Genomic DNA, 15,067 nt, shown 5'->3' with positions numbered 1-15,067 from the left:
CTTATTTTGGGGCCGGCGGGGGGGGGGGGGGGGGGGGCGGGCGGGGGGGGGGGGGGGGGGCGGGGGGCCCCCCCCCCCCCCCCCCCCGGCCCCGGGTGCTGCTACCGCGATCGGGTCATCACTTCGGGACCGGCCTGGTCCCGCCGAGGTTGCGCCCGGCGACGTAGCCGGCGCCGAAGAGCGCCGCCACCGAGCCGACCAGGCCGACTCCGGCCGCCACGGTGACGATGGTCGCCGGAGTGGCAAGCACCGGCATCCCGCCGACGTGGTTGCGCGCCTCGTCGCTGTGGATCGGGATGGTGGCGAGGGCGGGGTCCGCGTTCACCCTGTTGGCGAGAACGGACATGGATCACCTCCTGACTGGGGGTACGGGTTGTCGGGCGACTACTTCGGCTGTGGCCTGGTGCCCTCGGCCATGTTGCGGGCGATGCCCACCATGTAGCCGGCGTGGAACGCCACGGCGCCGACGGCGACGCCGAGCGCCACCGCCGTCGGGGTGGCGAGCACCGGGGTGAGTCCGGCCAGCCCGTGGGCGTTCCGGTCGGCCTCGGTGAGCTCACCGAACATCTCCAGGGAGATGTCGTTGGTGTGGTCGACAAGTGCGGTCATCTGGTTCACCTCCTCCGGAAGCTCTCAGCCAGTGTGAAAGGCGGCGCGCGCGCCGTTCATCTCAGCTAAAAATCGTGAATCGCTAGGATGTCCGAGGGGGTCGCCGCCGTCAACCACGGGAAACGGGGTCCACCCGATCCGACGAGGGGAGGGCACCACATGGACCACCCGACCACGGGCACCCTCGCCGAGAAGATCAACAGACTCTTCGAGGTGGTCCGCCGCCCCGACCGGGAGCAGTACCGCAACGAGGAGGTGGCCACCGCCTGCCGCGCGGCCACCGGGGAGAGCTTCTCCACCACGTACCTCTGGCAGTTGCGCAACGGCCGGCGGACCAACCCCACCAAGCGGCACCTGGAGGCCCTCGCCCAGTTCTTCCAGGTGCCGGCGGCGTACTTCTTCGACGACGAGCAGGGCGCGCGGATCGTCGAGGAGCTGGAGCTGCTCGGCGCGCTGCGCGACAGTGCCGTGCGGCAGATCGCGCTGCGTGCGGTCACCCTCTCCCCGGAGGGGCTGGACACCATCAGCGACATGATCGAAGCCATCGGGCGGCGGGAGGCACGCCGCGCCGGCCCGGCCGGCGTGGAGCTGCCCGGGCCCGGTACGGGCGGGCCGGTGGGGCGCGATGGCGGTTGATCGGGGCATGTGGCGTCGGTGCCAGCGGATTGTCGACGCGCTGTCGATCCCGACGCCGTTCGAGCCGACCCGGTTCGTCGACGCGCTGGCCCACCAGCGGGGCCGACCGGTCGAGCTGGTGCCGATGCCCGGTGGGGCCAGCCAGTGCGGCGCACTGGTCGCCACCGACCAGGCCGACTACCTCTTCTATGCCACCAGCACCACCCGGCTGCACCAGGAGCACATCCTGCTGCACGAGGTTGGGCACCTGCTCTGCGGCCACGTCGACGACCGCTCGCTGGCCGCCCTGCCCGCCCTGCTGCTGCCGAACCTCTCCACCGACCTGGTCCGCCGGGTGCTCGGCCGTTCCGACTACTCGGCCGCCCAGGAGCAGGAGGCCGAACTGGTCGCCTCGATGATCGCCCAACGCGCCCGCCGGGGCCCGACCGGCGGCGTCGGCCCGGTCACCCCCGAGGTCGCCGACGGGCTGGCCCGACTCGGCTCGATCTTCGACACCGGCTGACCAGGGCCGGGCGCCATGCTGACCTGGCTCAACTTCACCGCCCTGGCGCTCGCCGTCGTGGTCGCCGCCTACAAACTCATCCCGGTACCCGGCCGTCGGCGAGCCGCCGGCACCCGGTACCTCTCCGCCTTCTTCCTCTGTATCGGCCTCGGTCTGGCGGTGATGGCCCACCCGGTCCTGATCGCGATCAGCCACGTCGAGCCGGTGCCGAACCTCGGCCGGCTGCTCGGCAACGGCCTGGAGATGCTCGCCGCGTATTTCCTCGGCGCGCTCGGCCAGAGCATCGCCTGCCCGGCCGGCACCCGGCGTTGGCTGCGCCGGCACGGTGTCCTGCTGGTCGGCGCGGTCCTGGTGATGGCGGTGCTGCTGGCGAACGCCGACACCACCTTCACCTTGAACTTCGTCAACGCGTACTCGCGGGATCCGGTCGTCGTCGGCTACCTCGTGGTCTTCTTCAGCTACATCGCGGTCTGCCTGGTCACCTTCATCACCAGCGTGGGCGGCTACCTGCGGCACGTGCCGGCTGGCGTACTGCGGACCGGACTCAGCTTCGTGGTCACCGGCACCGCGCTGGGCATCGTCTGGGCGGCCTGGTCCGGGGTCCGGCCGGTGGTCACCCTCCTCACCGGCCGGTCCCTGGCCACCACGCTGCCGATCGGCGCCACCCTGGGCTCGATCTGCATGCTGCTCTGGCTGATCGGGGCGACCCTGACCGCCTGGGGCGACCGGATCACCGCGCCACTGCGGTGGCTACGTGCGCTACACCGGCTGCGCCGCATCGACCCACTCTGGCGGGCGCTGCGGACCGCGCTGCCGCAGATCGCCCTCAACACCAGCGGCGGCTGGCCGTTGCCCGGCGCGGAGTTCGCGCTCTACCGGCGGGTGATCGAAATCCGCGACGCGCAGTTGACGCTGCGCCCCTACGCCCATCCCGACGTGCCCCGCTGGGTCGACCCGGCGGCGGACCCGGCCACCGTGGAAGCGGCGGTGATCGCCGCCGCCCTCGTCGGTCACGCGCACGGCCGGGACTACCGTGCCGAACACCCCTTCCAGGACGTGGACGCCTCGCTGGCCTCGGAGAGCGCCTGGCTGGCCCGGGTGGCCCGACAGTTCGCCAGCTCGGCGGAGGTGGCCCGGGTCCGCCAACGCGCTGCCGCCGAAGCCACCAAACCCCAGAACGCCGACCAGGCGTAGGCCTCTCGCAACTGGGTTTCGGCTGGCCGCTGAAGCTGCGGGTGTCCTTCGCCCGCGTCAACCCCGGTGATCCCCCCGGGCACACCGGCAGAACCGACGGTCCGGTTTGCCGGAATGGCACGCAGGGATGTCAGCGTGGCTTCCTGATCACAAGCTGCATCGCCAACGGTGAATGCCCGTATTGACCGAGCACTGTCCCGGCCTGATCGCCGCGACGGACTCGCTGATCTGCTGCCGTGCTGCCATCGGCCGCCGGGCACGCCCGTGTGGTGAAGCGCGATGGTGGGGTCGCTCGCAGAGACAGCACCGTACTCTCGGAAGCGAACAGCCTGGCAGGAAACGACTTCGCCCGGCTACCACCCTCAATGGCCTTCATGCGGTTGGCGGCTGCGCGCCAGGAGGCAGCCGGCAAAGGCCGGTCAGCGCCACGGCTGCCAACGTCGCGGACGGACCGACGAGTGCGCGGGAGCCCATCACGGCTCCGAAGGACTGGTCAGCCATCAATGACCAGCGAGACCGCCACGACAGGGCCGACCCGATCGAGAGCGCGACTCCGATGGACAGGACCGATCCGGCGGAGCCGATGCTGCCGACGGAGGCAATCGAGCCGACGCTGCCGATGCCTGCTGTGGAGATGTCGTGACCCGGGATGGGCCATGAGTCGTAGGAAGGGTCCGCGCGCGGACGGGCCGCGAAGCCGGCCCGGCACCGGCAGCCGGGATGTCGGAGATGCCTGATCGACAAGCTGTTTCTGGAGGATCGATCTGCGGGATCGGAGTTCGGTTCCCTGACGGTTCACCAGCAAGGTAAAGCCCTGAACTGGTGATTCCACTGGGTCCGAGCTTCTAGACCTACTGTATCGGCCGAGGTTCCTACGTTGCGCACCGATCACGTTCGAGCCGAGATAGGCGGCGGGTCTTGTCAGGACTACCCTCCGTGGGCTGGAATCATCAGCGATGACCACCTTCCTGCAGAAGCGCGACCGTATGCGGCGGATCTTCCGCGGCGAGGACACCTTCGGCGAGGGGACCGCCGCCGAGCAGGCGACCCGGTTCCGGCTCGCGGAGATGTATCCGGAAGTGATCGAGATAGCCCGACGGAATTCGCGGGACGTGGACTGCCCACAAGTAGATCTGCTGGTGAGCCTGGCCGGGTTTTCACCGGAGACGACCGTGCTGGCCTTCGAGCTACTGCGACCAGCCCGGTTGCTGGTGATCTCCTCGGACAACTCCCGGTCCAAGGTGAACGTCATCTCCGAGATGTTGAGCGGACGGATCACCTTCTCCGACTTCCAGCACCAGTACGTCGATCCTGTCGATGTGAGTGAGATCTACGACATCGTGAAGAAGGCGGTCTTTCCTCGTCCCGGGGCGAGGCCGATCTCCGCGATCATCGACATCACCGGCGGGAAGAAGGTGATGAGCGCGGGTGCCGCGCTCGCCGCCGCCCAGTTGGACCTCAGGATGTGCTACATCGACAGTGAGTTCGACCCGGAGATGCGGCAGGCCGTGCCCGATACCGAGCGGTTGTGTGTGCTGCAGAATCCGACTGTCATCTTTGGCGACAAGGGCATGGATGCGGCCCGGGAAATGTTCCGCTCCGGCGTGTACGCGGGTGCTGCGGCCCGTTTCGGTGAGCTCAGTCTCTCCATGTCGGAGCCGGCGCAGGCCCGGTTCCTGTGCGACCTGTCAGCGCTGTACCAGGCATGGTGTGACCTGGATACGCCGGCACTGCCGGACCTGGTGGCGCGGGTCCGGACCCGGCTGGTCGACCAGCGATCCGGGCTGAAGCCGGAAGTCGGGCAGCGGTTGCTGCAGCAACTCGACTTCGTCCACCGGCTCGTCGAGCGCGACCGCTCTGCCCTGCTGCTCAACTACTTCCTCCTCGGTGAGCACTACCAGCAGTTCCATCGGTACGACTTCGCCGCGCTGCTGTACTACCGGACCATCGAGGAGAGCCTCTCCGAGCGGATGCGCCGGGCATACGGTGGATTCGAAGGTGGGCATCCCGACTACCGACTGCTTGACGCGGACGTCGACGGTTTGACCGCCCGCTACCAGGCGGCCAGCCGGGAGCTCTTCGGCGGCCGGAGGGGGACCGCTGCCCTGCCGTGGAAGGTCGGGCTGATCGACGCCCTGCTGTTACTGCACTGTGTGGATGATGCGCTGCTGCCTGCGGCCAAAGTTGCTGACCTGGGTGGTGTGGGGCACATCCGAAGCCTGGTGGAGGTGCGTAACCGTTCGGTTCTTGCGCACGGTGACATGTCGGTGACGGTAGACCAGTCCCGGATCCTGCGAGCTCGGGCCCTGCAGAACCTGCGTGCCTTCTGGGCCTTGCACCACCCGGAAGAGCGGATCGACCAGTCGATCGGCATCCTCCGCTTCCTCGACGAGGCATGAGGCGTGTCCGACACCCTGTTGGCATGCCCCGGTAGCTGGACGGAGCAGAGGCAGCGCGTCTTGATCGGCGAGATGACGATCAGTCGGCCACCGCATCTGTCACCGCCGCCCGACCGCTCCTGGGACGGCGTGGCCCGAGACCTGCTTGCCGGCTTCTGGTTGGCCCGGCGTCCATCCCGACATGGCAACGAGCTCTTCCAACTCGGCGGCACCGAGTTCGAGCTGCGACTGCGGCGACGGCAGGGCAAGAATTCGGGAGTCTGGCTGGCCGAGGCAGTATCGATCACGACCGCCACTACGGTGCCGCGGACCTTCCGGGCAGTACCCGAGCAGGTGACCTTCGGGATGGTCTGGGACGAGCCGGAATGCGACCTGGTCGAGATCGAAACCGCCCTGCTCGACCGGAAGCGGCAGGTCCGCAGTTCGCGACAACGCCCGTCCAGGCAGGGCAACGGCGACCTCCACGCCCAGGTGCGCCTGCAGTACGGCGAGCTGGGCACGCTGATCGACCTGCTCAAGCAGCGTGCTGAAGAGCCCGAGGAGACGATCGGAGGGCTGGCCCGTCCGACGCACCCGAAGCCGGGCCGACAGGCGGCGATCTTGGTCGACTCGACCGATGACGGTGTGGACGGCTTCCGCGGTAAGCGGGTCCGGCTGACCCGGGCAGATGGCGGGGCGTACAACACCGAGGTTCTGTCGGTGCGGCGCGGCCAGGTCCAGGTGGCCCAGCCGTCCGACTGTGTGTTCGAGCGGGATGAGGCAGTCACCCTGTCGGTCGTCCGCCCCTTCGGCATGCGGCAGAACGCCGAGGCGCTGGCCCGGTTCCGAGATGAGAACGTGGAAGGCGCCTGGGACGACCTGGCCCGGCTGCTCTGTAAGCCACAGGCGTTGTCCCTCCCAGAGCTGGCCCCGCCCCCTGTCTACTTCTGCGACGACGATCCGGATGTGCCGGCACTCAACGACGAACAGCGTCGGGCAGTGGTCGGTGCGATCGGCAGCCCGCACGCCTTCCTCGTCCAGGGGCCACCGGGCACCGGCAAGACCGAGGTGATCGGCGAGGTGATCCGGCAACTGGTAGCCCGCGGTGAACGGGTGCTGTTGCTGGCGCCGACCCACGTCGCGGTCGACGAGGCCCTGCGCCGGATCGGGCGGAAGCCAGGCATCCGGCCGCTCCGGGTTACCTGGAGCGACGACCGGGTGGACGAGGATCTGCACGCTTTTCTGCCGAGCCGGGTCGGTGCCGAGCAGGCTCGGCGGATCATGCGCCCCGGCGACCACGGGCAGCGGGGGCGGTGGGAGCGCGAACTGTCCAGAGTGCGGGAACGGTTGACCGAGGTCGCGACAGCCAGCGCGGCGGTGCACCGGTTGACGGCGGCCCTGGCCAACCTGACGGCGGCCAGCCAACTGGCCAGCGAGGCCGACGAGCGGCTCACCGTCGGGCGGGACCGGCTCCAGCCGGAACTCGACCGCTTGCGGGTGGCACAGGAGCGGCAGGAGGCCACGTTGTCGGCCGCCGCTGACGCGTTCAACCAGGCGGCGGAGTGGGAGGCCAAGGAGCGGGCCGAGATCGAACCGACCCTGAGGATCCTGCGTAAGGCGGCTACCGACCTCGTCGCCGTGAGCGGTGCTCTCCCTCACCTGGCACAGGCGTACCGGTACGCCGACGGGGCGTGGCGAGCGTCGATCTCGCGGCACGAGAATGCAGTGGCCCGGTCGACTGCCGCGATCGTGCAAACGGAGCGTGCCGTCGCCCATGCCGAGGAGGCGCTGTTGTCCGCCCGGGAGGTGGCGATGCAGGCACGGATGCACTTCGACGTGGCGAAGCAGTGGGCGACTCCGTTCGACCGGATGGCGGACCGGCTGGGCCGCGGCCGGATCGCCCGGACACGGCGAGAGGACGCCAGGGCCGAGCGGGACGTCGCCAGATGGCAGGAGGCAGTGGTCCACCAGCAGGCGAAACGGCGATGGCTGGTGGAGACGCACGAACGGCTGCTGCGCGACGGCCGTGCCGAACGGACCCGGCTGGGAGAACAGAACGTGGTCGCTCGGGACAGGCTGCAGACCGCAAACTCCCGGTGCACCGCTGCGGTGGATGCCGTCGAAAGTGTGGTCGCGGCGCTCGGTGGCCAGCTGCCTCGACCCCCTCTCGGCGATGCCGTGGCCGTCCGGCGGATCGGCGATGCGTTGAACGCGCTCCTGGCCGTCGACGGCCGGCTGGCGTACGGGTCGGACCGTCAATCACAGGTCGGTCTGGCACCGGTCGTCGACATGGTGGGGCGACTCCGGCTGGCGGCAGCGCAGCGGCAGGCACACGATGACAGCCTCCACGCGGTCCGTCAGGCGTTCGACGAGTCGGTGACGGCACTGCGTTCGAGGGCGGAGGCGCTGCACGCGGAACTCGTCGACCTGGGTTGGCAGGCGGACATGGCCGTCCAGGGAGTGGCGGCGGCCCGGGCCGTGGTGGAGACGGCCACCCGGGAACGTGATCGGCTGGTGGCGGCCGGCGAGGATCCGGTCGAGCTCGAACGGCAGCTACAGCGCCGCCAGCATGTGCTGGAGCGGCTGCCGGCCCTGGACGCGCGCTGGCGCGAGTTGGTTGCCGAGCGCACCGACGAGCAGTTCGTGGACGATGTCACACAGTCCCTGATCCGAGCCACCAATCTGGTCTGCGCGACCACCAAGGGCATCGTGGGCCGTGGCAGCGACATCGTTCGGCACACCGACTACGACACGCTGATCGTCGACGAGGCCAGCCGGGTGACCGAGAGTGAATTCCTGATCGGCGCCGTTCGCAGCCGCCGCTGGGTGCTGGTCGGCGACGAACACCAACTTCCGCCGTACGTCGAGCAGCGGGACGAGCACTTCCTGCACGCGCTCACCGCGCTGCACCGCCTCGCCCGCACGGCGGCACCGACCCTCGACCGGGCGGTTGAAGACCTCGCCGAGCTGTGGCAGGAGGACGAACGGGAACGCGCCTTCCGGACGGATTCGGTGGGTCGGGAGGCCGCCGCGTTGGAGGCGTCGGGGCAGTGGGCCACCGTCTTCCGGCACCGTTTCGCCGAGGTCCACAAGCGGTTCAGCCGGAACGGGGACGAAACGGAGATCGACCGGCGCCTCCTCCTGTCGATGCGCCGCTACCTGGCGCAGAGCCTGTTCCAACGCGTGGTGGGGGTGTGCAGCCCGCGACTGCGACAGCCTCTGGTACTGCAACGTCGGATGATCGCCCCACTGGCCCGGATCGTGGACGGACCCGTCTACGGTGGCCGTTATCGCTCGCCGTCCGACGCCGAACTCGCCGCCGCCGGGGTCACCCCGCTGGTGCTCCCGCGTCGGTTCGAAAGACCCGCCCTGTTTTTGGACACCAGCCACTACCAGGATGCCGCCGATGAGCAGGTACGCCATGGGTTCGTCAACGTCCGCGAGCAGGAGATGATCGTTCGGGCGTGCCAGATCTACAACGCGGAGCTGCGGGCCCCGATCAGTGTCAGCGTCCTGTCGTTCTACCGCGCGCAGGCCCGGGCACTGGAGAACCGGTTGCTCGGCCTGCGGCTTCCGATGCTCGACTGGGAGGTGATCGACGTCGTCGACCGCATCCAGGGCCAGCAGAGCGACCTGGTGCTGCTGAGCTTCACCCGGGCCAGCCTGTCCCGGGTGGGACCCGGGTACGGCAAGTGGTTGCAGGACATACATCGGCTGAACGTGGCCTGCACCCGGGCCCGCCGCGCGCTGGTGCTGGTCGGCCACGGCCGGACACTGCGGCAGTTGCGTACTGACGACCGCGCCCGTCGGTTCTATGCTCACCTGCTCGACCTGTTCGACACCGACGACAACTTCCAGCGGATCGAGCAGTTGGGATGATCACCTTCAAGTGGACGCCCCCGATCCAGGTGCCCGAGAATGCGACGGTGGTGGTGCGAGAAGCCTTGGTGCCGATGCTGTTCTGGACCTCGGTGCCGGTCGTCCGCCTCGTCTACGAGGAGTTGACGGTCGTCGATCGCCTAGTCGTCGAGTCGGCGATCATGCTGGCACCGATGCGGCCCGAGGACGTCGCGGAGGTGACCGGGATACCGGCCGAGGTGGTCACCCGGATCGCCGAGCGGCTGACCGGACTGGGCCTGCTCGACGTGGACGGCGGCGGGTACCGGGCGGTCGCCGAGGTGGCCGGCGCGGCGCTGGCGCGGCTGACCGTCCCCGAGTACCGGACCGTCACCATGACTTTCCTGTTTCTGCCGCACACCGGTGACCTGGTCGCCTACTCGCCGGGATCGCGCGGCACCACGCCACCGCCGTTGCACCGGGGCGCCCCGGCCGAATATGCACCGATGCCGGGGGAGATGTCCGACTTCACTGATCTGCTGCGATCACGCATCCGGGCCAGGGACGTCATCGGACTGCCGGACGACATCGTCGACGCTGTCGAGCCGGCCGAGCCCATGAGGATCGAGGCCGACTGCCCGGCGTACCGTTGCTCCGGCTGGATCAGCGGTGCCGGTGTCGCGCGGAAGCTGGTCCTCAAGGTGCGGGAGTCTGGCGGGAAGGCACCCGTGTCGCTGCCGCTGGACGGGGCGACCCGGCAGGCGGCCGAGTGGACGGCGCTCGCGGACCAGGCAGCTCACGCGGGCTCTGCCTGGGTCGACTCCGGGGGTACGGTGACAGTCGAACGGGAAGGCCCGCTCGACTGGGTGTACCGCCTCGACGCCGCCGCAGCCGAGGCCGCGGGGTCGGAGCTGCCGCTCACACCCACCGTTGGGCTTGAGATTCGGACGGAAACCTGCGTTCTGGGGGTCAACGTCCGGCTGATCGCGGCCGAACCGGCCGCCCGGCGGGTCTTCGCGAGACACGACGCCGTCCGCCGGCTTCGCGACCCCGGACCCGGCTCACTCGACCCCGACGCCCTGCGCGGCGCTATCGAGCAGGCTCGCGCCGCATACGAGTTGGCGGCGGACGACGTCACCGAGGACGACGTGGTTGACCTGCTGTGGACAAGCGGACACTGGCCGCAGGTCTACGCGCTGCGCCGTGACCGGGACTTCTGCTATGACTGAGGCGGCTACCGACCGGCAGGTGGTCACGCTCGCAGACCGGGTGGTGACCGGTGGTTTCTTCGTCCACCGATCGTCCGCGCCGCGACGGACCCCGTTCGACGGCGCAGTTGCCGACCCGGCGGAGCCGTACCGCCACTGCTGGACGTACCAAGGTGGGGGTTCGACGATCCGCGGAGAGCTGCTGTCGATGCTCGACGGCGCTCGCGAGAAGATCTTCGTTGGCACCCTGTTCCTCGGCGACCGCGCGGTCCGCGAGGCGCTGGTTCGCGCCGCGACAAGGCTGCGAGGCGGCGTGTACGTGCTGTCCGCCCTCGACGACAAGGGCCTGGACAAGGCGATCAACGAGGTCGACGACGGTATGTCGATCGACGACCAGACCGAGTACCGGAACTTCAAGGAACTGACCCGCCAAGGCATCTACGTGCGCGGCCGGCCCGGTGTGCACGCGAAGTTCGTCGTGGTTGACGACCGTGTCGCGCTGGTCTCCAGCGCCAATCTGGTGACCCGGTCCTTCGACGTTGTGGGCGAAAACGGCGTGGTCGTCACCGACCCCGCCCACGCCGGATACCTGGCCCGACTCTTCGCTCGGTTGTGGGCGGAGAGCCCATGGGAGATGCCCCCCGACCGGGATCACTACCTGGTCCAGTCCCGGGCGGTGGACCGGCACGGCACGATCGCTGAGCCAGCTGGCAACGGCCCTATCTGGACGTACGGCAAGCAGTTCGCGATCCTCCAAGCGATCCGGGAGACCGTCGACAACGCCCGCAGCGACTTGCTGCTGGCCACCTTCAGCGTGGCGAACATGACGTACCCGCTGCTGCGGATGACGGCACGACCGGAGATCCTGTTCGAGCCGATTCGTCGGGCAGTCGAGCGCGGGGTGCGGGTCCGGTTGCTGATGCGCGGTCGAAACCACATCCGCGCGGCGCGTGCGGAGGCCACCGCCTTCGCCGCCGCTGGCGTTGAGATCCATGCCGACCGGCTCACGCACGCCAAAGCGGTGATCGCCGACGGCCGCGACGGTGCTCTGTTCTCGGCGAACTTCCTCACCGACTATGGCCTGCTCGGTGGGGCAGAGGTGGGCATGCGGCTAGACGGCACGGCGGCGTTGGCCGACGCGGACCGCTACTTCCGCCACGTGATCGCCGAGGCAGACCTGGAGTTCGTCCGCGATCCGACCCTCGGTCGACTCGCGGAGTCGATCTACGCCGAGGCGCTCAACACTAAGTGGCGGCCGTCGGTGGTCGAGGTGCAGCGCGGTCCGGGGTTGGCGGTGTTGGCTGCCGGCGACGGGCCGGTGCTGTTCGAGCAGCAGCCGGACAGCGCGGAGATCCTTCTGTACAGCGGTCGTGATCAGCTGATCCTGACGCCCTCGCGGGAACCCGGCGGCTATCAGCTCGATCTGCTGCCGGGTAGTACGCGCTCCTCGGCGGAGCAGTTGGAGTTGTGGCTGACTGCCGCCCGCCCGGCCCGGGCTGCGGGACCCAGCCCTCGTCGAGGCCTCTGCGCCTCCCCGTTCAGGGTGCGAACGCCCTGAACGGTTGACGTCTTGCCCAACCGACTTACCAACTTCGTCATTGCCAGTTCGCAGTTCAGGCCGTCCTGCAGGGGTACGTCGCTCCACGGGGCGAGCCGGGGTGCATTGGTGGATGCTCCACCGGTGCTCGGTTGCAGGCGGACTCCGGCGATCAGCCGGCGCGGCGGTAATGCAGGGCCACTACACCATTGCGCATCGGCTTCGCCGAGAGCAGTTCGAGTCGGCGTGTGCTGGGCAGCCCGCCCTGGTACAGCCTCGGGCCGTGACCGGCGATCCGGGGGTGCAGGAGCATCCTGTACTCGTCGATCAGGTCCAGCCGGTCCAGCTCGGTCGCGAGGTTGCCACTGCCGAGGAGGACCCCGTCCGGGGTCGCGTCCTTGAGCTTCTGCACGCCCTCGCGCAGATCGCCGACGATGTGGTGGCTGTTGGTCCACGGGAAGTCCGTGCGCGTCGACGACACCACGTACTTGGCTTTGGCCTCCAACTTGGCCGCCCACTCCTGCATCGCCGGCGGCGCCTCCTGGTCACCGCGGGCGACGGCCGGCCAGGCGCTCTCCATCATCTCGTAGGTGACCCGACCCCACAGCATCGCCCCGGCCTCGTCCATGAGCCGGGTGAAGAAGGCGTGCGTCTCGTCGTCGACGACCCCCTCCTGATGGTCGGCGCAACCGTCCAGGGTGATGTTGAGGCCAAAGGTGAGCAGTCCCATGGCCGGCGAGTCTAACGCCCCCGGTGTCGCAGTTCGGGCGCGACATGCAGCCGAGAACAGCACTGAAGGACGATGCACATAGTCGTGCGTTGCCGGAGCCCGTGAATCACACATCCGCGAAGGCGGGTACCGCCTTCCGTCGGGCCCGGGCAATGCCCTCATGCGCGTTTTCCTGCTCGTCGTGGTCACCGGTCGCGGTGGCGATCGACAACGCAACGGCGTACCGGGCTACCGCCTCGGTGGTACGCCCCGCGGCCGTCAGGACGTCACCCAGGATGTTGAGTGCGCTCGCCTCCCCGTAACGGTGCCCGATCGAATGCAGAATGCGGATCGCCACGGTCAGGTCACCGATCGCCCGCGCGTGGTCGCCGCGAGTGCCGTGCACCGGCCCAGGTTCGTCAGCGCGACTGCTTCGCCGTAGACGTGGCCGGCCGACCGGAAGATGTCACGTGCCGCCGACAAATGCCCGGCTGCCTCGTCGTGCCGCCGGAGGCTGGTGCACACGTCGCCGAGGTTCGTCAGGGCCGCGGCCGCTCCGACTACGGCGCCAGTCTCGCGGAACAGAGCGGCGGCGCGGAGCAACTGGTCGTACGCCTCGTCGAAGTGGCCCGGGCGGGTGTTGGCGTTGCCGAGGTTCACCAGCGTGGACGCTTCGCCGTATCGGTCGCCGACGCGGCGATAGGCGGGGAGCGTTGTCGAGAAGGATGAGCAGCCTGCGGCCTGCGGTCTCGGCCCGGTACCTGGCGGCCCGGCGGTCGAGGTCGGTCGGGATGCTGGTGGCGGGAACGCCGAGGGACTCCAGGAGGTGTCCGAGCGCGGCCCGCCGACGGCGGCCGGCGTACGCCGATCCCGGGCAAGGGCATCCTCCGACCGCTGTGGGATGTCGGCAGGCGCACGGCCGCGGGCGATCCCGATCTGCTCGTGGCACGCCTCTGGGTGGAGCCGGCAGCGACGCTGCCACCAGGCGCCACCGGGTCGGTCCGCCTTGGCCCGCTGTCCCCGCCCCTCTGGAGACACCTGCAGCCGGGCATGACCATCACCATGCACGAGGGTCGGCCTGCGGTAGGAACGGCCACCGTCATTGGGGCGTCGAATACGTTTTGACCTTGGCCACGACACCGAGGCGGGAACGATCGGGTTCGGCGACACGCGTAGCGGGCGTTGTCCGGCAGGCGTACACGTAGGTGATGAGCTCGCCCCGTGGAGCTGCGGATGAGTGGATGTTTGCCCGGTCCGGACGGGATGCGACGCTGAAGGCATGGTCTCCCGATCGACGTGCACGTGGGTGGCTTCGGGCTGCCCGGCGACTTCCCGGGCCGTGGATGCGTCGATGTCTCTGACGACCGTGACAGCGTGGTGGAGGGCCAGGGGACCGAGTCCACCCTGCGGCAGGTCGATGACACCCACGCCCGAGCGGAGATCGGGCTTCTCGGCTCGTCCGCCCCGAACACTCGCCGGTCACTGGATCAGCGCGACGTCCGCCCGCCGGTGACACCCGGATGAGCCTGGTGTCGGCGTTCGTGCCGATCTGGATTCTCACCGTGGTCGGCTATGCGGCCTGTCGGTGGGGTCTGTTGGGCGAGGCGGGGGCGGCGGTACTCGGCCGGTTCGTGTTCCAGCTGGCGATGCCGGCCGCACTGTTCCTGGCACTGTCCCGGATGCCGCTGTCCGGGTTCGCCGGCCGCCCGCTGCTCGCCTTCGCGGCGAGCACCGCTGTGGTGGTCGGGTTCGGGTGGTTCGGTGCGAGCCGGCTGTTCGGTCGCGAGCCCGGCGAGCGGCCGATCTGGGGTATGGCCGCCGGGTACGTCAACTCGGCGAACCTCGGCATCCCCATCGCCACCCAGGTACTCGGCGACGTGGCGTTCCTGGCGCAGGTGGTGCTGCTACAGGTACTGGTGGTGGCACCCGTGATCCTGGTCGCCCTGGACCGGCACAGCGACCCCGCCGGGCGGATACGGGTCCGGCGGATCGCCTCCCTGCCGGTACGTAACCCGGTGATCCTGGCGTCGCTGCTCGGTGTCGCCTGCTCGGCTGCCGGCCTGCGGCTGCCGTCGGCGGCCGACGCGACACTCACCCTGCTGTCGGGCGCCGCAGCTCCGGCCGCCCTGGTCGCGCTCGGCGCGTCGCTGCACCACACGACGCCGTCGCGCAGCGATCGGGCCGCGCCGGCCGAGCTGGCCGTGATCACCGCGCTGAAGCTCGTCGCGCAGCCGGCCGTCGCGTACGCGGCAGGGCTGGCCCTGCACCTGCCCGCGCCGCAGCTGCTCGCCGTGGTGGTGTGCGCGGGCCTGCCGACAGCGCAGAACACGTTCATCTTCGGCCAGGAGTACGACGTCGGCGAGGCGGTGACCAGCCGCGCGGTGCTGCTGACCACGACACTGTCGCTGGCCACCCTGGCCGCGGCAGCGGCCCTGCTCAGGTAGGTCCGTCGGCGGA

13 protein-coding genes and 1 pseudogene are annotated in these 15,067 nt (G+C 69.6%); 8 read left to right on the top strand and 6 right to left on the bottom strand.

The genetic code is table 11. The features are described from left to right. Positions 1-118 precede the first annotated feature (118 nt). On the bottom strand, positions 119-346 hold the full coding sequence (locus AB0K25_RS21750; protein WP_219460154.1) for a hypothetical protein: 228 nt from the start codon (positions 344-346) through the stop codon (positions 119-121). A 38-nt stretch (positions 347-384) separates the two neighbouring features. After that, positions 385-609 (bottom strand): hypothetical protein, encoded by a 225-nt coding sequence (locus AB0K25_RS21745; protein ID WP_219460158.1) that lies wholly within the window; start codon positions 607-609, stop codon positions 385-387. A 159-nt stretch (positions 610-768) separates the two neighbouring features. Here AB0K25_RS21745 and AB0K25_RS21740 point away from each other — a divergent pair, with 159 nt between their 5' ends. Genes AB0K25_RS21740 through AB0K25_RS21730 form a run of 3 tightly spaced genes read left to right on the top strand, consistent with a single transcriptional unit; the run spans position 769 to position 2,941 of the window. After that, positions 769-1,245 carry an XRE family transcriptional regulator gene (locus tag AB0K25_RS21740; protein ID WP_219460161.1) on the top strand — a complete coding sequence of 159 codons (477 nt, stop codon included), beginning with the start codon at positions 769-771 and terminating at the stop codon, positions 1,243-1,245. Then, entirely contained in the window at positions 1,235-1,747 is a 513-nt protein-coding gene (locus AB0K25_RS21735) for a hypothetical protein (RefSeq protein WP_219460163.1), read from the top strand. Before AB0K25_RS21740 ends, AB0K25_RS21735 begins: the two co-directional genes overlap by 11 nt. Before the next feature lie 15 nt (positions 1,748-1,762). Further along, positions 1,763-2,941, top strand: a complete 1,179-nt coding sequence (locus tag AB0K25_RS21730; RefSeq protein WP_219460167.1) for an MAB_1171c family putative transporter — start codon at positions 1,763-1,765, stop codon at positions 2,939-2,941. Between the two features lie 362 nt (positions 2,942-3,303). On the opposite strand, the pseudogene AB0K25_RS21725 reads toward AB0K25_RS21730, so the two are convergent. Then, positions 3,304-3,592: pseudogene (locus AB0K25_RS21725) on the bottom strand (hypothetical protein). A gap of 305 nt (positions 3,593-3,897) precedes the next feature. Between AB0K25_RS21725 and AB0K25_RS21720 the strand changes: the two are divergent. The 4 genes from AB0K25_RS21720 to AB0K25_RS21705 all read left to right on the top strand — a co-directional run bounded on the left by AB0K25_RS21720 (position 3,898) and on the right by AB0K25_RS21705 (position 11,922). Then, positions 3,898-5,340: a hypothetical protein gene (locus tag AB0K25_RS21720; RefSeq protein WP_357537350.1), complete on the top strand. Its 1,443-nt coding sequence runs from the start codon at positions 3,898-3,900 to the stop codon at positions 5,338-5,340. Positions 5,341-5,412: 72 nt separating this feature from the next. Then, entirely contained in the window at positions 5,413-9,198 is a 3,786-nt protein-coding gene (locus AB0K25_RS21715; protein ID WP_357537348.1) for an AAA domain-containing protein, read from the top strand. Further along, positions 9,195-10,385 carry a hypothetical protein gene (locus AB0K25_RS21710; RefSeq protein WP_219460177.1) on the top strand — a complete coding sequence of 397 codons (1,191 nt, stop codon included), beginning with the start codon at positions 9,195-9,197 and terminating at the stop codon, positions 10,383-10,385. The genes AB0K25_RS21715 and AB0K25_RS21710 overlap by 4 nt, the downstream gene beginning before the upstream one ends. Positions 10,386-10,404: 19 nt before the next feature. Continuing rightward, positions 10,405-11,922, top strand: coding sequence for a phospholipase D-like domain-containing protein (locus tag AB0K25_RS21705; RefSeq protein WP_219460181.1), 1,518 nt, complete (start codon positions 10,405-10,407; stop codon positions 11,920-11,922). Between the two features lie 151 nt (positions 11,923-12,073). Here the strand turns inward: AB0K25_RS21705 and AB0K25_RS21700 are convergent, their stop codons facing one another. The 3 genes from AB0K25_RS21700 to AB0K25_RS21690 form a co-directional block, all read right to left on the bottom strand. Further along, positions 12,074-12,631 (bottom strand): dihydrofolate reductase family protein, encoded by a 558-nt coding sequence (locus AB0K25_RS21700; RefSeq protein WP_219460185.1) that lies wholly within the window; start codon positions 12,629-12,631, stop codon positions 12,074-12,076. A gap of 106 nt (positions 12,632-12,737) precedes the next feature. After that, on the bottom strand, positions 12,738-12,968 hold the full coding sequence (locus AB0K25_RS21695; RefSeq protein ID WP_219460189.1) for a hypothetical protein: 231 nt from the start codon (positions 12,966-12,968) through the stop codon (positions 12,738-12,740). Between the two features lie 2 nt (positions 12,969-12,970). Next, positions 12,971-13,270, bottom strand: a complete 300-nt coding sequence (locus tag AB0K25_RS21690) for a tetratricopeptide repeat protein (protein ID WP_219460192.1) — start codon at positions 13,268-13,270, stop codon at positions 12,971-12,973. 860 nt (positions 13,271-14,130) lie between these two features. Here AB0K25_RS21690 and AB0K25_RS21685 point away from each other — a divergent pair. Beyond that, complete coding sequence (locus AB0K25_RS21685; protein ID WP_363822291.1) at positions 14,131-15,054, top strand: AEC family transporter; 924 nt, start codon at positions 14,131-14,133, stop codon at positions 15,052-15,054. The last annotated feature ends 13 nt before the right edge of the window (positions 15,055-15,067 follow it).

This window comes from Micromonospora sp. NPDC049257 (assembly GCF_040678915.1).
Taxonomy (GTDB): domain Bacteria; phylum Actinomycetota; class Actinomycetes; order Mycobacteriales; family Micromonosporaceae; genus Micromonospora; species Micromonospora antibiotica.
Note: the sequence above shows the minus strand (reverse complement) of the source record. Positions and strands in the feature narration are given on the sequence as shown.